The organism is Flavobacterium sp. 38-13, assembly GCF_001899155.1.
GTDB lineage: Bacteria > Bacteroidota > Bacteroidia > Flavobacteriales > Flavobacteriaceae > Flavobacterium > Flavobacterium lindanitolerans.
Map to the genome: position 1 here is coordinate 81,914 of NZ_MKVG01000021.1, position 19,524 is coordinate 101,437.

The following is a 19,524-nucleotide window of genomic DNA, read 5'->3' on the forward strand; positions in this document are numbered from 1 at the left end:
GTTATTATGAATGAAGAGGCATACATCCGTTTTGAAAACTACCTCAATAATGAAATGTCAGAGGAAGAACGTCTGGATTTTGAATCGGAACTCCGGGATAGTTCACAGTTTAAGGAAAGCTTTGAATTGTATAAAGAGACAACAACTTTTGTAAAGCAGAAATTTTCGCCGGAAACCATGGCTTTCAAGAAAAATTTAGAGTCCATTTCTGACGGCTATTTTGCTGAAGGTAAAAAGAAGGCTAAAGTCATTTCAATTAAGCCCTGGCATTATGCTGCTGCAGCATCAGTGCTGTTGCTTCTGGGAACCTGGATTTTTAATAAAGACTCCATGCCGGAATATAGCGATTACAGCCAGCATGAGAATGCGGCTTTTGTGGAAAGAAGTACGAATGATGAAAATTTAAAAAATGCTCAGGATTTTTTCAACCAAAAAAAATATGCTGAGGCAGTGGCATCGTTTGAAGAAATAAGAAATGCAGATAATCCGGAATACCAATATTTTTATGCTATAGCCTTGATAGAAACAAACCATTTTAAAAAGGCGGAAATGCTTTTGGAATCCATCAGGAACGGAAATTCAGTTTATAAAAATAAAGCAACCTGGTATCTGGCATTGTCTGAATTGAAACAACTTGATTATGAGCAATGTAAAGAATTGCTTCGGCAAATTCCTGAAGACGCGGAAGATTATGAGAACGCCCAGAAATTACTACAACAATTAGAGTGAGGAAAAACCGGCTGAGAAAGCCGGTTTTTTTATTTCTTTTTAATTTTTAATGGTGTTTTAGCTATTTTTATTGATTATAATTTATGTAATTAATTAAAAATGAGAATATTTTGTATGTTTTGAATTAAATTTTGATATATTTGAAATGTTGCGATAATCAAAATTTAATCATTATGAAACAAAATTACCATCAAAAATTGTTTTTTGCCCCAATCAAAAGACAGTCTTTTTTGACTGTGGTATTATTTGTATTGGCTTTTGGAGCTAATGCACAGATTTCAACGTTTCCGTGGATGGAAACTTTTGAGGACAATTCGCCATCCCGAGGTGCCTGGACCCAAATTTATGAAGTAAATAATATGTCGTGGACATTTGCTACTTCGCCGTCTACAGGTGGAAGCGGAGTAACGGCCTATGAAGGCGTTAAATTTGCCAATTATCCCGGAACTTCACACGATTTTGACAAAACCAAACTGGTGAGCCCTGTGCTGGATTTGTCGGCTGTAAGTAATCCATCGGTTAGTTTTTATTTCAGAAATCCTTTTTGGAATCCGGACCAGAATTGGCTAAGGATTTTTTATCGTACATCCGAATCTGCGGCATGGGTACAGATTGCGGAGTTCCATTCTGATGTAAGAACCTGGACTTCATCAGGCGATATTGCACTTCCGTCACCTTCTGCAACCTACCAGATTGCGGTGGAAGTTGAAACCGATTACGGATATTCTACAACAGTTGATGCCTTGGAAGTAAAAGGCAATGCTCTTGGACTTCATGAATTTTCAAAATCATTAGTAAAATACTATCCAAACCCAACAGGAGGATTGTTGAATCTGTCAAGCGGCGAGACAATTTCTGATGTGACAGTGTTTAATCTGTTAGGGCAAAAAGTATTAGAATCTACAATTAATTCAAATCAGGGACAGTTGGATATTTCGTCTCTTACCAGCGGCAATTATGTAATTCATGCCAACACAGAAAAAGGCAAAGAGATTTTCAAAATTGTCAAGAAATAAAAAAAATATATAACGCAACAAAAAATCCCCTGAGAATTTTTCTCAGGGGATTTTTTGTTTTTATAATGTTTCTTTCAGCCATCTGAAGAATTCTTTCTGCCAAACCTGGGCGTTTTGAGGTTTGAGTACCCAGTGGTTTTCATCCGGGAAAAGAACAAATCTACTCTTGATGCCTTGCAATTGTGCGGCCTGGAAAGCTTCCTGTCCTTGTCCGATTGGAACACGGTAGTCTTTTCCTCCCTGGAAGATTAGAATAGGAGTATCCCATTTGCTCACGTTGTTGATTGGGTTGAATTGCGAATAGGTTTTTTGTGCCGCTGCATTACCGGCTTCCCAATATGGTCCTCCGGAATCCCAATTCGTGAAGAATACTTCTTCGGTTGTGCCATACATACTTTGAAGGTTGAAAACACCGCAATGTGCTATAAATGTCTTGAATCTTTTTTGGTGGATTCCTGCCAGGTAAAACACAGAATAGCCCCCATAGCTTGCGCCAATGGCTCCCAGTCTTGTTTTGTCAACATAGTTTTCTTTTGCAACATCATCAATGGCAGAAAGGTAGTCGTCCATTACCTGGCCTCCCCAATCTTTACTGATTTGTTCGTTCCATTCTACTCCATGACCCTGCATTCCTCTTCGGTTTGGCGCTACTACAATATAACCTTGTGCTGCCATAACCTGGAAATTCCACCGGAAAGAATAGAATTGTGTTAAGGCAGACTGCGGACCTCCCTGGCAATATAAAAGTGTCGGGTATTTTTTGTTCTTGTCAAAATTAGGGGGAAGAATCACCCAAACCAGCATTTTCTTTCCGTCTGTAGTGGTTACATAACGTCTTTCAAATTTGCTAAGTGCAATTTTTGAGTAGGCAGCATCATTTACTTTTGTGATTTGTGCCCATGTTTTTTTCTTCAGGTCATACGAATAGATTTCTGCCGCATGGTTAAAATCTGTTCTGGCAACAATAGCCTTATCTCCTGAAAAACCAACAATGTCAGTTACGTCAAAATCACCATCCGTAAGCTGTCTTACTGTAATGGCAATTCTTGTTAATCCCGGGAAATTAATTTCAAACAATTGTTTTGTTCCGTTAATTGGTGCCAGGAAATATACTTTTTTCCCGTCGGCGCTCCAGGTAAAGCTTTCCACTGTTCCGTCCCAACCGGATGTAAGATTGATGTCCATTCCTTTAAAACGGACAATAATGTCATTTTTGTCGGCCTCATATCCGTCACGTTTCATCTGTAACCAGGTAAGGTCGCCATTTGGAGAAAACTGCGGAGCCGTGTCATAGCCCGGATTTTTCTCCGTAAGGTTTTTTGTGGTTTTTGTGGCGAGGTCATATTGGTAAAGGTCGGTATTGGTAGAAAGTGCATAGGCCGTACCTTCTAATTTTTTAGAAACATAAACGATGCTTTTGCCATCACGTGACCAGATATAGTCCTCGTCTCCGCCAAAAGGCTTCTGAGGCGAATCATACGGCTCGTTCTTCATGATGTCCGTAAAGTTTTCCTTGTCGTTTACATTTGAAAAAACCACGTGATTGTGCGTTCCGTCATTCCATGTATCCCAGTGGCGGTAATTCAGCCCGTCATAAACCTGAGCATCCGATTTCTCTAAATTAGGATAGTAGTCTTTCCCTAAAACCTTCCCAACTTTTACTTCTTTACTTGCCAGTAAAAGCTTTCCGTCCGGAGAAATGTTTTTGTCCTGAACAAGAGTGGTGTAGTCTGCAACTTCGGTCGGATTTCCTCCTGAAATTGGAATGCTGTAAAATTTAGAGTTTGACTTGTTCTCTTCTACAGAAGGAATCGAAACTTTGTAGATTATGTTTTTCCCGTCTTTTGAGATGCCGAGAGGGCTGACCCGTCCTAGCTGCCAAAGCAGTTCGGGAGTCATTACGTTTTGTGCGGTAGCCGTTAATCCAATCATGCTAATGGTTAAAAAAAGAATTTTTTTCATTTCAAATGCTGTTAAATAAAGGCTTAAAGGTAAACATTTATTCAAATACCATAATAAGAGCAATAAAAAAAGGCTGTCCGAAAAGACAGCCTTCTGCAAAAATGAGAAAGAATTATTTTTTGATGAAACGTTTAACAGATACATTTTCATTGTCATTAATTTCAACGATATAGTTTCCGTCATTCAAAGAAGCAACGGAAATGGTGCCGTCCTGAATTTTTCCTTTCAAGACTTCCTGTCCAAGCATGTTTAGTATTCTGAAACTGGCTTTTTCTGAAACCGATGTCAGGTTGATAACCGAAGAAGCCGGGTTCGGATATAGCTTAATTTCATTTTGTATGTTATTTTCTCCTCTTGCTGTAGCTACAATGTTTACGGTATAATCCTCTACTTGTCCATAAGAAAAGGCTTCGCAGGCGGTAGGAATTCCGTCATATTTCATAGAGACTCTCATACGGGTAGCTCCTAAAGTAGCTCCGGCAGGAATCGTAAAGCTGCCGCTTACAGGGGTTGTGGTTGAAGCCGCTTTTGTCCAAACCTGTTCTCCGGAATCGGTGAAATCGCCATCGCCATTATAGTCAATCCAAACTGCATAGCCTTCGCTATAAACGGTGCTTGTCCAGGAAGGCGTTATGGTTATGGTGTATGTTGCTCCTCTTGTGGCATTGGTCGAGATGGAAGTAAAGTTAGTATATCCGGTACCTCCGGTTGAGGTGTTGTCAATAGTGCCAAACTGTACGCGTCCTATTTTCTCATCGGCTACACTATTTCCTTGCGAAGCGCAGTAGGAAACGGAGTTTGACAAGGTAGTTACATTGGCATTGTTGCTTGAAGCCGACAAATTTCCGGCGGCATCTTTTGCTTTTACAGAAAAAGTATAGGCGGTAGCTGCTGTCAATCCGGTTACTGCATAGGAAGTTGTGGTTACGGTTGTCTTTAAAACGCCGTCTTGATATACCTCATATCCGGTAACGGCAACATTGTCTGTAGATGCTGTCCAGGACAGGTTTGTGGTTGTCTGTGTAGTTCCTGTGGCAGTCAGGCTTGTTGGGGCAGTTGGAGGTGTGGTGTCAGCAGTTCCGGCCTGAATGTTTACGGTATAGTCTTCTACTTCTCCATAAGAAAAAGTTTCACAGGCTGTTGGAATGGCATTGTATTTCAACGACACTCTCATTCGGGTTGCGCCCGTTGCAGCCGTAGCCGGAACTGTAAATGAACCGCTTGCCGGTGTTGCTGTTGATGCGGCTCTGCTCCAAACCAATTCTCCTGCATCATCAAAATCGCCATCACCATTGTAGTCAATCCAGGCAGCGATACCTTCGGAATAAGAAGTTCCTGTCCATGTTGGCGTTACGGTAATTGTATAGGCTGTTCCTTTGTTCAGGTTGGTTGAAATAGAGGTGAAATCAGTATATCCGGTTCCTCCTGTTGAAGTGTTATTGATGGTTCCCAATTGAACTCTTCCAATATATTCATCTGCCACGCTGTTTCCTTTAGAAGCGCAATAGGATGCAGCTCCGGCCAATGTTGTGATGTTGACCGTGTTGCTTGATGCTGATAAGTTACCTGCCGCATCTTTGGCTTTTACATAAAAAGAATAGGCGGTAGATGGTGTCAATCCTGTTACGGGATAGGTTGTAGTGGTTACGGTGGTTTTCAGTACGCCGTTTTGATATACCTCATATCCGGTAACGGCAATATTGTCTGTAGAAGCCGTCCATGATAAATTTGTAGCTGTTTGGGTTGTGCCTGAAGCTGCCAGACTTGTCGGTGCTGTTGGAGCTGTCGTATCGCCTGAACCAGCCGTGATGGTGAAATTGGTATTGGAGATGTCAAAGAAAATATGGTTTGACCCTTTGACCATAATCCTGTTTTGTGTGCCGGGATTATTCGGAACGGTAATGGCCTGACTTCCGTCATTTGGAGTTCCGGCCAGTAGCGTAATTGGGTAGGTATCACCACCATCAGTTGATAATAAGATGTCTACGTTTGCAGCATTTACTCCATTGGCAGTTGTGCCTGCTACATTCCAGGTTACAGTTTGGGAAGTTCCTGCTGTCCATGAAACAGCCGTGTTTGGTGCTGTTACTACAAAAGGCCCTGCGGTTCCGTTTACAGTAATGACCGTATCATCACTATTATTTGCCGGCCCGCCTGCTTTGTTATCCCTCACTGTCAATCTAAAATTTAACGTTCTTGCTACATTTGGAACGGCTTCCCATTTCCAGGTTGTTGCACCTGTTTTGATGGTTTCCAGTCTTGGAAAATAACGAATGCCTGAAGTTGAAGGCACGAAGGAGCGGAAAGCAGGACCTGACGTGGCGGTAGCGCTCGGATAGGTAGTGCTTGAAGTTCCTGAATTCATCTGTTCCCAGCAATAGGTCAGCGTATCCCCATTTGCATCGGTGCCGGAACCTGTCAGTAGGAAAGGAGTTCCTTTTGGAATCGTATAATCGGCACCTGCATTAGCTGTTGGAACGGCATTGCCTGTTGCTGTATTGGTCTGACAGGTGGTTGTTTTTACATAATTTGTAACCTGCTGGATGCTTACGGCATGAAAGAAAGGGTCGCTATGCGGTTGTACGTCTGTAGCTCCCGTGATTCCGGCATACCCCATAATTGTTGTGCCGCTTCCTGGCTCATTTTGTACACCGGTTCCTTCGTTGCTGAAGGTAAAGGTGTGGTTGGCCCCGAATTGGTGTCCCATTTCGTGAGCTACGAAATCAATGTCAAAATTGTCGCCTACAGGAACGGTACTGGTCGTGAATCCGCTCCCTTTTCCGGAAGCACACACGCATCCTATACATCCTGCATTTCCATTGTTTCCAATAGCCGACATCAAATGCCCAATGTCATAGTTGGCATTTCCAATTACGCTGGTCAGGGTAGATTGCAATTGTGAATTGTAATTCGCATCCGTACTGCCATAAGGGTCGGTTGATGCATTGGTGTAAATTACGGCATCTGTATTGGAAATAAGAACCATCCTAACGCCGAAATCTTTTTCAAACACACCGTTAACCCGTGTCATCGTATTATTGATGGCCGCTAAGGCAAGGGCTTTGGTTCCTCCATGATAGGCCGTATATTCTCCCGTAACCGACATGGCCAATCGATAGGTTCTCAACGTGCTGTCGTCTGCATTCGGGCGTTGCGCCAGATTAGAGTCCATCTCGTTTTTTGCATGGTCGATTACCTGACATTCAAATTTTGTGAAACCCATTCTTTTGTCTGCTCTTTTAAAGACAGCATAGGTTTTTAAATCTTTTGAAAAAGGCTCGATGAATTCGGCAGGCTTGTCTGCTGCCAGTTTCATTCCCCGAAACCCAAGTGGCGAAACGCTGAAATAAATTGTTGCGGTCGGGTCTGTGATTCCAATCCCAATATAGGATTTGATTTCCGGATATCGGGCAGCAAGTTCAGCCTCCATGGTTTGGACATTAAAGATGCGGTACTGTTCGGAAATTCCCTCTGCATTGGGAATGGAAACGATGACATCTGATTTTGATTTGTTTCGAAGCGGTGCCTTTGACAATTCATTTTTTAATGAAGTAATGTCCAGTTCGAATAGGTTCTTTGTGGGAAGAGGCGTCCGGTTTTCAAAAATTGTGACGCTGCTTTTTAGGTCTGTTTTTTTCCAGGGCGATTTTCCATTTTGCGCAAACGAAAATCCAGTGAAAGCCAGTAAGGCCACTGATAGTAGAATCTGCTTCATAAATTAGTAGGTTGGTTAAATTTGGTTATATCAAATGTATATCAATTTTCTTTATATTGTTATAAATAACCAAAGAAAATATTAAAAAATTATAAATATAACTTACAAGTGTTGTTATTGTTGGATTATTTGTAATTATGAAATGAGGTGGTTTTTTTGCTGGAAAAGCTTTTTTAGGTAAAAAATTAAGAATTTAAGGCCATTCAAATGAGGGTGTCAAAAAATATAACTATTTTCACGAACTAAAATAATTACGGTTTGAAGAACAACAATAAACTATTTATAGCGATTATCATTGCTTTGGTTCTTGGGGTAGGCTTAGGAGCTTTCGTGCATTACCAATATCCGGATGGAAAAGCAGAGTTTGCCAAAAATATAAAACTCTTCGGAACGATTTTTATCCGTTTGGTGCAAATGATTATTGCTCCGTTAGTGTTTTCGACTTTGGTAGTTGGAATTGCCAAAATGGGCGATATGAAAATGGTAGGAAGAGTTGGTGCCAAAGCTATGGCCTGGTTTATTACGGCATCATTAGTATCCTTGTCGGTTGGATTGGTACTGGTAAACTGGTTGAAGCCGGGCAAGGGAACTTCTATAAAAATGGATGATTTGTCATCTGCTGATGATTTGCTGAAAAATACCAATTCATTTTCTTTAGAGCAGTTCGTAACCCATGTGGTGCCTAAAAGTGTAATCGAAGCTATGGCAACCAATGAAATTCTTCAGATTGTAATTTTTGCCATACTTTTTGGAATTGCCTTGTCATCAATGGGCAAGATTGGCAATCCGATTATGAAATCCCTTGATATTGTTTCGCACGTAATCCTGAAAATGGTGACCTACATTATGTGGACGGCTCCTCTGGGTGTTTTTGGAGCGGTTGCAGCAGCAGTTGCTAATTATGGTTTTGAAATCTTTAGCCTGTATGCCCGATATTTAGTTGATTTTGCTCTCGGAATTGTGGTACTGTGGATACTATTGCTTTTAGTTGGATATATGATTTTAGGCAATCGATTGTGGACTTTGTTGAAAAGGATAAAAAGTCCGTTGCTTATCGCTTTTTCCACAACTTCAAGCGAGGCCGTATTTCCAAAACTTGTTGAAGAATTAGAACGTTTTGGCTGTAAGAGCAAAATAGTTTCATTTACATTGCCGTTAGGTTATTCTTTTAACCTGGACGGAAGTATGATGTATATGACTTTTGCCAGTATTTTTATTGCGCAGGTTTATGGCGTACATATGTCATTGGGAGAACAGCTTACGATGCTTTTAGTACTGATGCTAACCAGTAAAGGAGTTGCGGGTGTGCCCCGTGCTTCGCTGATTGTAGTTGTAGCCACCTGTGCCATGTTTGGAATTCCGCCGGAAGGAATTGCACTCATCTTGCCAATCGACCACTTTTGCGATATGGCAAGAAGTATGACCAATGTATTAGGAAATGCTTTGGCAACAACGGCAGTTGATAAATGGGAATCAGAACCTGAAACAGTAACACAAGAAACAGCATAACGATGGAAAGCTTTGAGTGGACTCAATTATTGAATCCGGAATTCTATATTAATTTAAAAATCAGCGGTGTTCCAATAGGAATTTATGTTGTCTTATTTATCGTATTTGCAGAAACTGGGCTTTTTGCCGGATTTTTTCTGCCGGGCGATAGTCTGTTGTTCTTGTCGGGAATTTATAGTACAGAACTGACATCGACACTTTTTACCATCAACAGTGATTTTGTAAATCTGGTCGTTTTGTCAACCATGATAGCGACAGCCGGAATACTTGGAAATACTTTCGGATATTGGTTTGGAGCAAAAAGCGGCTACTATCTCTATAACAAAAAGGATACGTTCTGGTTCAAGAAAAAATACCTGATAGAATCAAGGGTGTTTTTTGAAAAACATGGCGGGAGAGCTATCATTTTTGCCCGTTTTGTCCCAATCATCAGAACCTTTGCGCCAATTGTGGCAGGCATTGTTTCTATGGAGAAAAAGAAATTCATGTTCTATAATATTGTCAGCTCGTTTTTATGGGCCTTCACCCTTATTTTTGCAGGACATTATCTTTATGACCTGTTCCTGACAAAATTTGAAATCGACCTGAAAGCACATATCGAATTTATTGTTTTAGGTATTGTTGCCATTACTACTGTTCCGCTGGTTGTCAATTACCTGAAGAAAAGAACCGCACCAAAAGACGGTCAGGAAGGAGCATAATCTTGTAGGCGGCAATTGGGAATTGTCTATTTCAGAACCAAAATAAATCAATGATGAAAGCAAATCTAAGCTACTGGGAACTCAAAAACTGGTTTTCAAATATAGATTTTGCTGTAGTTGGAAGCGGAATTGTAGGGCTTCATGCGGCTTTAAGACTCCGTGAAAAATTTCCGGAAAGCAAAATTCTTATTTTGGAAAGAGGATTTCTGCCGCAAGGAGCGAGTACTAAAAATGCCGGATTTGCCTGCTTTGGTAGTATTTCTGAAATTATAGACGACCTCAGGAACCATTCTGAAGAAGAAGTCATACAGCTAATCCGAAAACGTTGGCAGGGATTGCAACTGCTTAGGAACCGATTGGGTGATGCCGCTATTGATTATAAATTATATGGCGGTTATGAGCTTTTCCTTAAAGACTCGGAAAGTCATTATAACGAATGTCTTCAAAAAATACCATTTATTAATGAGGTGTTGAAGCCCTTATTCAAGGCGGATGTTTTTGCTAAGCAAATTGACCGTTTTGATTTTAGAGGCATCCATGAATATCTTGTTTTTAATCCTTTTGAAGGTCAGATTGATACCGGAAACATGATGGAAGCTTTGTTGAAGCAAGCAATTGCCGCGAATATTCTTATTCTTAACAGACAGAACGTGGTTGCCTATCATGAAACTTCGGAAGGCGTTCAAATCAGCACCGATGATTTTGATTTCAGCGCCAAAAAACTGTTGTTTGCCACCAACGGATTTGCAGAAAAACTGACTAACGGAGCCGTAAAGCCGGCCAGGGCACAAGTGCTAATTACAGAACCAATTCCCAATCTGGACATAAAAGGAACTTTCCATATTGACAGAGGTTATTATTATTTTAGAAATTTTGGTGACCGTATTCTTTTTGGAGGAGGAAGGAATCTTGATTTTGAGGGCGAAACGACATCAACATTCGGACAGACAGATTTAATCCAAAATAAACTTGAGGAAATTTTAAAAGAAGTAATTTTGCCGGGGCACAATTTCAAAATCGAACACCGATGGAGTGGTATTATGGGAATGGGTTCAAGCAAAAAGCCTATTGTTGAAAAACTTTCCGAACATGTCTATTGCGGCGTAAGACTGGGAGGTATGGGAGTTGCAATTGGCAGCCTTGTAGGTCAGGAATTGGCAGATTTGGTAACAAGCTAAAAAAATAGTTAAGTTTTTATATTCATATGTTGAGAAAAATATTCAGGTTTTTATGGAAGTGTGCGCTTTGGTTCTTTGGAATCTCAGTTTTTTTTGTCATCCTTTTCAAATTTGTTCCTGTTCCGTTTACACCTCTGATGGGTATTCGTGCTCTGGAACAAAAGCAAGCAGGAAAAGAAATGACTTGCAGCCATGACTGGGTGCCACTTGAAGATATTTCCGTCAACTTTCAAAAGGCCGTTATTGCCAGTGAAGATGGAACCTTTTTAAGCCATAATGGTTTTGATTTTAAAGCCCTGCAAAAAGCCTACAAAAATAATTCACGGGGAAGAAAGCTGAAAGGAGGAAGTACCATTTCACAACAAACAGCAAAAAATGTATTTCTTTGGCAGGGAAGGAGCTATCTGCGAAAAGGGCTTGAAGCTTATTTTACAGTCCTGATTGAAATGTTTTGGGGCAAAGAACGTATTATGGAGGTATATCTCAACAGTATCGAAATGGGAGAAGGCGTGTATGGCGTACAGGCAGCATCGCAATATTGGTACAGTAAAGATGCTTCTCAGGTTTCAAAAAGAGAAGCTGCCGGAATTGCTGCCATACTTCCTAATCCCCGAAAATTCAAGGCGACCAATTCGTCGGCCTATATTGAAAGAAGAAAAGGCAGAATCATGAAACACATGAATTATGTCAAGCTAGACTATTGATTTATGTGCCGGAAAATTTCTTTGTTTTTGCTACTGATTTTTGCACTGCCGCTTATGGCTCAGCAAAGAAATGGAGAAATAGGAATAATCATAGATAACGACCTGTTTACCTCTACGGTCAATGACCAGTATTATACGAATGGTATCGAGATTTTTTACCGGTACCTGAATCACAACGAGAACCCAAAAGTCAATAAAAAAACAACCGAATTCAGGGTTGGACAATACATTTATAACCCACACACTGTTGAAGCGGCTTCCATTTCAAAGCACGACCGTCCTTTTGCAGGCTATCTTTTCGGAGAAGCGGGATTTGTAAAATTTTACCAAAACGAATCGGTTTTGAAGTTAGGAACACAGCTCGGTGTTATTGGTCCCAATTCACAGGCTGAGGGCTTTCAGAAATTATTTCATAAAGCTTTTGGCTATAAAGATGTGGAAGGATGGAATTATCAGATTCATAACGGAATAGCCGTACAGGGAAGTTTGTTCTATTCTAAAAAGATTGGTCCAAAACAGACGGATAAAATCGACTACCATATTCAGGGTGAAGCAAATTTAGGGACGGTGTTTACCGGAATTACAGTAGGTCCGCTGGCACGAATCAGTCTTAAAAAAACATTGTTGCCTGTTTATGATTCGGGACTGTATGGCGCGTCATTAAATGCGGATAAGGCAAAATATAAAGAACAGTCGGAGTTTTATTTCTACATCAATCCGAATCTGAATGTTCAGGTTTATGATGCCACGATACAGGGTAGGCTTTTTAACGACAACAGTCCCGTAACTTATAATCTTGTGCCGTTACGTTTTAACGGAGAAGCGGGTTTCCGTTACAGAAAAGACCATTGGAACCTTCATTACCTTTTCGTTTTCAGGAGTAAGGAATTGCGTAATGACAGAATGGAAAACTATTTTTACGGCTCTATTGGTGCGACATATTTGCTGTATTAGACCTAGGCGTTGATATTTTTCCTAACTTTAGGAACATAATCAAAACTTTTTTTACATGAGTGCTCAATATAAATATGCCACAGTGCTGGAAGCCATAAAACAATTAAGAGATGCCGGATTTATGGTCGATTTTAATATAGAAGGAAATTTTTTGACTGCGAATTCCAGTAATTACCATATCGACGATTTCGAGATTGTTGAAGTTTACCGTTATGAAGGCGATTCCAATCCGGATGAAGAATCGACCGTTTATGGTATTGAATCAAAAGATGGTGTAAAAGGTATTCTGGTAACTTCTTACGGAATGTATATTGATGATATTTCTGAAGAGTTATTGCAAAAGCTTTCACTCAAATAAAACTTTGTAGCAATACTATATCTTTAAAAAAACTGCTTTTTCCGGCAGTTTTTTTGTTTTTAAACATGTCAAAATAGTACAAATCGATTTCGTAATTGCCTCTAAATCTACCTGATATCAGGTATTTTTATATATTTTGATTGCTGTTTTGAACATATTCTGCAATGAGGTTATTAATTTTATCATTCAATCTAAAAACGACCGGTTTTTTTTGAAAACCAATTATAACCCAAAATAAAAATTGCTATGAATTTAAAGTTCTTATGTTCCGTTGTTTTTATGCTCTGTCTTAACCAGAACATCCAGGCACAGTATGTTGAAAAAGAAGAAGAAGAAAAAATCACAACCCTTTATCCTGAAGTCGTTTTTGATTCCATACAGGCGAAAAAAGCCCTGGCATTAGGCAAAGGGAAAATTACGGGTGTTGCCTTTACCAGACCAATATTTTCACAACCTAGAATTTATGCCGGTAATATCAAGATTGTGCTGTTTCCGGTCACGCCTTATTTTGAAGCGTGGTACAAACTTCGAAAAAGTAAGGAAAACTTAAAAAAGCGCAGGTATGTTTATATGTCTGATGTAGCTTATAAGTATAGGCTGGAAGCCATAACCAACAGTGCAGGAAAGTTTACTTTTCCGGATATGAAACCTGGGAAATATTTTCTACAGGGTTTTATGACCTGGAGTTCTACAGGTTCGTATGACCAACTTACAGGAACCAGTTATGGAAGTTACGGTACGCAAGCCAATCATTATGAAAAGAAATACTACACTGTGGATCACAATGAACGACTTGAAGAATTTGTAGAGATTAAAGAAGACGGTGAAGTTGTTAAAGTCAAATTGAAATAACGTCTGAGATTTTATTAAAAACAAAAAGCATCCCGTTAAGGATGCTTTTTTTATTTGGGTAAATCGGTTATTTTTTCAATTCGCGAATTCCCATATTGTATAAGGTAAACGAAAGAATATCTGCCGCTTCTTCGATAGTCTTGGAAACCGGTTTTCCGGCGCCATGTCCGGCATTGGTCTCAATACGGATTAATACCGGATTGTTTCCTTTCTGCTTGGCTTGTAGCTCTGCTGCAAACTTAAAGCTGTGCGCAGGAACTACCCTGTCATCATGGTCACCGGTAGTAATTAGGGTTGCCGGATAGCTGGTACCTTCTTTAACATTGTGTACCGGAGAATATTTTTTCAGATATTCAAACATCTCTTTTGAATCTTCTGCTGTTCCGTAATCATAAGCCCATCCTGCCCCGGCAGTAAATGTATGATAACGAAGCATATCCAATACACCAACAGCCGGAAGTGCCACTTTCATCAGGTCTGGTCTTTGGGTCATAGTAGCTCCTACTAAAAGCCCTCCGTTAGAACCGCCTCGTATAGCCAGGAAGTCAGATGAGGTGTATTTCTGTGCAATCAGGTATTCTGCTGCCGCGATGAAATCGTCAAATACGTTTTGTTTTTTCATCTGCGTTCCGCCATCGTGCCATTTCTTACCATATTCACCTCCACCGCGAAGGTTTGGAACGGCATATACGCCGCCTTGCTCTAACCAAACCGCATTGGTAATGCTGAAAGCAGGTGTAAGACTTACGTTAAAACCACCATATCCGTAAAGAATAGTCGGGTTTTTACCGTCGAGCTTTATGCCTTTTTTATAGGTAATAATCATCGGTACTTTGGTGCCGTCTTTTGAGTTGTAGAATACCTGCTTGCTTTCATAATCGGCAGAATTGAAATCTACTTTTGGTTTTTCATATACTGCAGATACGCCACCTTTAGGTTCAAAAGAATAGATTGTTCCCGGAGTTGTGTAGTTCGTGAATGAATAATACAGTTCCTTATCTTCTTTTTTACCTCCAAAACCACCTGCAGAACCTATTCCCGGCAATTTGATTTCACGAACCATTTTTCCGTCATAATCATATTGTTTTACCTGTGAAACGGCATCCTTCATGTAGTTGGCGAAAATAAAGCCCGAACCGGTAGAAACCGAAAGCACGTTTTCTGTTTCGGCAATAAAGTCTTTCCAGTTGGCAGGTTTTGGATTTGAAGCGTCGACCGTAACTACTTTTTGGTTCGGTGCATTCAGGTTGGTTACGATATATAATTTCGTTCCAACGTTATCCATAATATAGCTGTCACTGTCAAAATTATCAACAATGTTGACTATTTTGCTGTTAGGAGTGCTAAGGTCTTTAAAGTATAACTCATTTCCGGAAGTAGAATTTGAAGCAGAAATTACAAGGTATTTGTCGTCTTCTGTTACGCTGGCACCTACATATCTTCTTTTTTCATTTTGTCCAAAAATAACCTTATCTTCTTTTTGCGACGTTCCTAACTTGTGGAAATACAATTTGTGCTGGTCGGTTTTAGCAGAAAGCTGACTTCCTTTTGGCTTGTCATAGCTTGAATAGTAGAAACCTTCGTTGCCAATCCAGGCAATACCGCTGAATTTTACGTCAACCAATTCAGCTTCGAGTTTTTTCTTGCTCACAGCATCCATGATGATAATCTTATTCCAGTCACTACCTGCTTCTGAAATCGAATAGGCTACCAAAGAACCGTCTTTTGAAAATTCAACAGACGATAAAGACGTTGTTCCGTCTGAGGAGAAGGTATTCGGGTCAAGGAATAATTCTTCCTTACCGCTCTTGTCTTTTCGATACATTACGGATTGGTTTTGCAGTCCGTTGTTCTTAAAGTAATACGTATAATCTCCTTCTTGTGTTGGGGCAGAAATCTTTTCATAATTCCAAAGCTTTTCAAGACGGTCTTTCATCTCTTTGCGGAAAGGAATTTTTTCAAGATAGCCAAAAGTTACTTCGTTTTCGGCTTTTACCCAGGCGGCAGTTTCGGCAGATTTGTCATCTTCCAGCCAGCGGTAAGGGTCTTTTACTTCAGTTCCGAAGTAAGTGTTAGTGGTGTCAACCTTTTTTGTTTCAGGATATTTCAGCACTATGGCTTCTTCTTTAGTTTCTTCTTTACAAGATAGAAGTGCTGATGCTGCAATCATGGTTAATAATACTTTTTTCATTAAAATGTTTTTTGATTCTTACAAAAATAGGGAATCATTAGTTAGTAATTAGTTAAAAAGTGGTCGGTATTGCGGCCAATGTTTGTAGATTAAGATACCATTGAGAACGGCTACTAAAATAGCGCCGCCTATACTCGGAATATCCAGAAATAAATGGAATAGAAGAATATTCAGAGAAATTGGAACCAGTAAAATCAACGCAAATGCAATCCAGTTTTTTGTAAAAAGAAGCAATGCGATGAAAATTTCAAGGATACCAATGATAGGCAGTACATAGCCTGTTGCCGCTAACGAACCCATAAAGTCTGCGGCCTGTTCAGGAAGTTTAGGCGTTGGAATAAAAGGTAGCGTGTAAAACTTGTTCAATCCAAAAACTAAAAGAACAAGTCCGAGTAATATTCGGACCAGGGAGGTAAATTTCGAATTCATACTATCTACAATTTTTTGGTTACTAACTATTTATTGAAAATCCTAAATTACTAAAAAAATGTTAATTAAAATTAAGTATGTTAAAAAAATAAAAAGTTAATTAACAAAAATGCAATTTGAGGACAGGTGAATTCTTCATTTTTTTGGAGACTTCAAAAGTATTGGATAGGAATAAAAAAACCGCCACTCAGACGGTTTTTATAAGTATAACAAATTATGGAGCAACTACCGTTATAGGGAAACTTACCTGTATGTCTGTTTCTCCTCCGGCATTGGTGATGTTTCCGGAAGACACACCTTCCGCATTTTTATTTGGTTCGTGTCTAAGAGTTATGGTAAACAGGCCGTTTCCTGTTGTGGCGTTTGTCGTAAACGTAAAGTTCAGGCCAATCGGTTTGCCATTAACATCATTTGGAACAGCATAGGCAGTAGTCGCCAGGGCATTTGAAACTGTAAAGAAGAATTGGTGCTCATGGCCTTCTTCCAGGATTTCTTCGGTGATACTTTCGGTTGGCGTTGCAGCTTCATTCAGCAAAGTCAGAGAACCATTATAGGTTGTGTTTGTTGCCAGATTGCCGGATACCGTCACTACCGGAGCATTTGGTCCTTCCGCACCGTCAAGGTCGCGGGAGGTCAGGGTAATAGTTTGGCCACCGCCTGTTAGAGTAGCGGTAAGCGTTGTGATTACTTCTTCTTCATTTACAGGATTGCTGTCGTCGTTGCTGCAGGAAGCACAAAGTGTTATGGCAGCTAAGCCCATTGATAAAAATTTAAATACGTTCATAAGATAATGGTTTAAAAGATTAATAATTTAATTTCACCTGAATCCTGAAATTCCTGCCCAACTCGTCTGCATAGTAGCGCGTTCTGTTGAGGTAATCTCTGTAATTCGTGTTCAAAAGATTTTGGATATTGAATCCGATGGTCATTTTAGATTTTTTCAAAACATCAAAGCTCATTTCGGAGTTAAAATGCAACAGGCTATATCCCTTTGGCGGTCTGCTTATTTTTACCAGCGTACTGACAGGTTCGCCGGAATCGGTTACATCCACATAAAAGTCATTGTTAGGGTAGCGGTGCTGTGTAAACACAGTTTCGTTTTTAATTCCCAGCACCAGATGATTCCAATTTTCCTTCTTAAAACTTATAGTGTTGTTGAGATTCAACGGCGGCATATCAATCAAAGGCCTGTCATTTGTCAGATCTTCGCCATATACAAAAGCGGCAGTTGAATGCCAGTTGAGGTTTTTGGCGAAATCATAATCTGCAGTGAGGTCAATTCCTAACATTCTGGCATCAACCTGTCTGTATTCCCAAACCGGAAATGGTCCGCGGTTGGACAGGATGATGGTGGTAGGAATCAGGATTTTGAAATCGGAAATAGTGTTGAAATAGGGATTGATTTCAAAAGCAAAACCGTCACCGGCATAATGAAGTGCCGTTGACATTTTAAGCGCCACTTCGCGTTTCAGTCTCAGGTCGCCAAGTTCAATCTGTCCGGTAGCATGGTGCAGTCCGTCACTGAACAATTCCGCAGGATTTGGATTTCTGCTGGCTATTCCAATGTTGGAAAACCACTTCAGCTTGTCGTTGAGTTGGTATTTGGCACCCAGACTTCCTGAAAAATTATGATAGGTAAAGACAGGATTCGTATACCATTGCTGTCCTTCTTCACCAATAATGATGTCGCTGAAGTCACGGTCGTAACCCCGTTCCGTCCATCGCGATTTCAAATAATATTTCTTGGCATCAATATGGCTAAAGTCGTAGCGTAAGCCTGCTTCCAAAACCAGATTTTCATTGGTTTGGTAGCTGGCAACAGCATAAGCTCCCACATCAAATTTGTTATAATTCGGTATCAGGGCACGAACCTGTGTATCTCCTGTATTCGCCGCATTGTTTTGATAGGCAGCACTAATTCCGGCTTTGTATTTTACCTTTTCTGAAGAATTGGTTTCAAAATCGGCATTAAAAGAATGTGTCATCAGGTCGAGGTCAACAGCTGCTTTGTTGCGGTCATCACCTCTTCTCAGGTCAAATTCCTTACGGTTGTTGAACTGGAAAGAATATTGCAAAGACAGTTTTGAAGCTTCAGAGAAGAAAGTATAGTAATTTATTTTTCCTAAATGATGCTGTAATTCCTGTCTGGGTGCGTTAATATCATAAGTGAAATCCCTGATAATTTGGGGCTGTCCGCTATTGATAGCCCGAATCAGGTCAGACATACCGCTGATATGTGATGACCTCAAAATACCGATATCAGCATTGAAATAACTGTAGAAAAAACTATAACCCTGGTTTTCTCCCTTATAGCCCACATTTCCGGAAAAATTTTTCTCCCGGTTTCCGGTATTGGAAAGTACATAATCCGGTGCTTCAAAATCTCCAAAATATTTGAAAGTGCCCTGAAGGTTCCAGTTCCAGCCATTTTCATAGCCTTTGGAAAGCGAAGAAGAAATACTGCCGCCTCGTCCGTTGGTAGCACCGTTAATAATGGTTTTTCCAAAAATGGTGTCTTTTACCGGGATATGGGCAGGTTCTACAATTACGGTTCCGCCAATGGCATCGCCACCATATTGCAGCCCGGAAGCACCTTTGATTACGGAAATCTTCCCGGCCGTGTTGACATCCATATTCGGAGCGTGCTCGGTTCCCCATTGCTGGTCTTCAAGACGCACATTGTTGTTGATAATCAGTACGCGGCTGCTGTGCAATCCGTTAATAATTGGTTTGACAATAGTACTCCCGGTTTTTAGTGAAGAAATACCGCTAATTTCCTTAAGCGCATCGCCCAGGCTCTCGCTGCTGTAGTTCTCGAGCACATTAGCTTTGAGTTCCTGTGTTGAGGCGTTCTTTTCAGAAACGGTCTTTTTTAGCACTACTTCAGACAGTTGCGATACGTCCGGTTGGAGGGAAATATCCAGTACTTGGTCATTTTGTATGGCAATTATAGTATCCAGGGTCTTGTAACCCAGATATTCAATAGTGACTGGAATGTTTCCCTGCGGGATTCCGTTTATTACGTAACGGCCGTCAACAGCAGTGGTTGCAAAAAAAGTTCCGGCATGGATGTGGCTTCCTGCCAAAGGTTGTTTTTTCTCGTTGGTAATCGTTCCGCTCAACACCTGTTGGGAATATACACGAGTTTGGTTTCCTGCCAGGAGGAAAACAAAAAATAAGATATAGCGCATTTTGAAAAAATCTAAAATGATAATTAAGACGTGCT

At 40.3% G+C, this 19,524-nt stretch carries 15 protein-coding genes; 9 read left to right on the forward strand and 6 right to left on the reverse strand.

Translation table 11 applies throughout. The features are described 5' to 3' along the window. The first annotated feature begins 6 nt into the window (after positions 1-6). Together BGO88_RS16480 and BGO88_RS16485 are read left to right on the forward strand one after the other, a co-directional pair. Complete coding sequence (locus BGO88_RS16480; protein WP_286707616.1) at positions 7-729, forward strand: tetratricopeptide repeat protein; 723 nt, start codon at positions 7-9, stop codon at positions 727-729. 173 nt (positions 730-902) lie between these two features. Beyond that, entirely contained in the window at positions 903-1,745 is an 843-nt protein-coding gene (locus BGO88_RS16485) for a T9SS type A sorting domain-containing protein (RefSeq protein WP_286707617.1), read from the forward strand. Between the two features lie 60 nt (positions 1,746-1,805). Here the strand turns inward: BGO88_RS16485 and BGO88_RS16490 are convergent, their stop codons facing one another. Both BGO88_RS16490 and BGO88_RS16495 read right to left on the reverse strand, forming a co-directional pair. Then, positions 1,806-3,707 (reverse strand): S9 family peptidase, encoded by a 1,902-nt coding sequence (locus BGO88_RS16490; RefSeq protein WP_286707618.1) that lies wholly within the window; start codon positions 3,705-3,707, stop codon positions 1,806-1,808. Between the two features lie 112 nt (positions 3,708-3,819). Continuing rightward, entirely contained in the window at positions 3,820-7,422 is a 3,603-nt protein-coding gene (locus BGO88_RS16495) for a reprolysin-like metallopeptidase (protein ID WP_286707619.1), read from the reverse strand. Positions 7,423-7,680: 258 nt separating this feature from the next. On the opposite strand from BGO88_RS16495, the gene BGO88_RS16500 reads away from it, so the two are divergent. The 7 genes from BGO88_RS16500 to BGO88_RS16530 all read left to right on the forward strand — a co-directional run bounded on the left by BGO88_RS16500 (position 7,681) and on the right by BGO88_RS16530 (position 13,678). Then, complete coding sequence (locus tag BGO88_RS16500) at positions 7,681-8,931, forward strand: dicarboxylate/amino acid:cation symporter (RefSeq protein ID WP_056067739.1); 1,251 nt, start codon at positions 7,681-7,683, stop codon at positions 8,929-8,931. A 2-nt stretch (positions 8,932-8,933) separates the two neighbouring features. Beyond that, on the forward strand, positions 8,934-9,632 hold the full coding sequence (locus BGO88_RS16505) for a DedA family protein (protein ID WP_056067741.1): 699 nt from the start codon (positions 8,934-8,936) through the stop codon (positions 9,630-9,632). A 50-nt stretch (positions 9,633-9,682) separates the two neighbouring features. Next, entirely contained in the window at positions 9,683-10,810 is a 1,128-nt protein-coding gene (locus tag BGO88_RS16510) for an NAD(P)/FAD-dependent oxidoreductase (RefSeq protein WP_286707620.1), read from the forward strand. A 26-nt stretch (positions 10,811-10,836) separates the two neighbouring features. Then, a complete protein-coding gene (gene mtgA / locus BGO88_RS16515) occupies positions 10,837-11,514 on the forward strand; it encodes a monofunctional biosynthetic peptidoglycan transglycosylase (RefSeq protein WP_286707621.1) in 678 nt (225 codons plus the stop codon). A 3-nt stretch (positions 11,515-11,517) separates the two neighbouring features. Beyond that, positions 11,518-12,468 carry a lipid A deacylase LpxR family protein gene (locus BGO88_RS16520; protein WP_353743427.1) on the forward strand — a complete coding sequence of 317 codons (951 nt, stop codon included), beginning with the start codon at positions 11,518-11,520 and terminating at the stop codon, positions 12,466-12,468. 55 nt (positions 12,469-12,523) lie between these two features. Further along, positions 12,524-12,826, forward strand: coding sequence for a hypothetical protein (locus BGO88_RS16525; RefSeq protein ID WP_056067747.1), 303 nt, complete (start codon positions 12,524-12,526; stop codon positions 12,824-12,826). 246 nt (positions 12,827-13,072) lie between these two features. Beyond that, positions 13,073-13,678 carry a carboxypeptidase-like regulatory domain-containing protein gene (locus BGO88_RS16530; protein WP_056067749.1) on the forward strand — a complete coding sequence of 202 codons (606 nt, stop codon included), beginning with the start codon at positions 13,073-13,075 and terminating at the stop codon, positions 13,676-13,678. 67 nt (positions 13,679-13,745) lie between these two features. Here the strand turns inward: BGO88_RS16530 and BGO88_RS16535 are convergent, their stop codons facing one another. The 4 genes from BGO88_RS16535 to BGO88_RS16550 form a co-directional block, all read right to left on the reverse strand. Then, the gene (locus BGO88_RS16535; protein ID WP_286707623.1) at positions 13,746-15,869 is read right to left on the reverse strand and encodes a prolyl oligopeptidase family serine peptidase; all 2,124 of its coding nucleotides are present in this window, start codon (positions 15,867-15,869) and stop codon (positions 13,746-13,748) included. 48 nt (positions 15,870-15,917) lie between these two features. After that, entirely contained in the window at positions 15,918-16,298 is a 381-nt protein-coding gene (locus tag BGO88_RS16540; RefSeq protein ID WP_056067752.1) for a hypothetical protein, read from the reverse strand. Positions 16,299-16,512: 214 nt separating this feature from the next. Beyond that, positions 16,513-17,082, reverse strand: a complete 570-nt coding sequence (locus BGO88_RS16545) for a hypothetical protein (protein ID WP_056067755.1) — start codon at positions 17,080-17,082, stop codon at positions 16,513-16,515. 19 nt (positions 17,083-17,101) lie between these two features. Continuing rightward, positions 17,102-19,489 (reverse strand): TonB-dependent receptor, encoded by a 2,388-nt coding sequence (locus BGO88_RS16550; RefSeq protein ID WP_286707624.1) that lies wholly within the window; start codon positions 19,487-19,489, stop codon positions 17,102-17,104. Positions 19,490-19,524 lie beyond the last annotated feature (35 nt).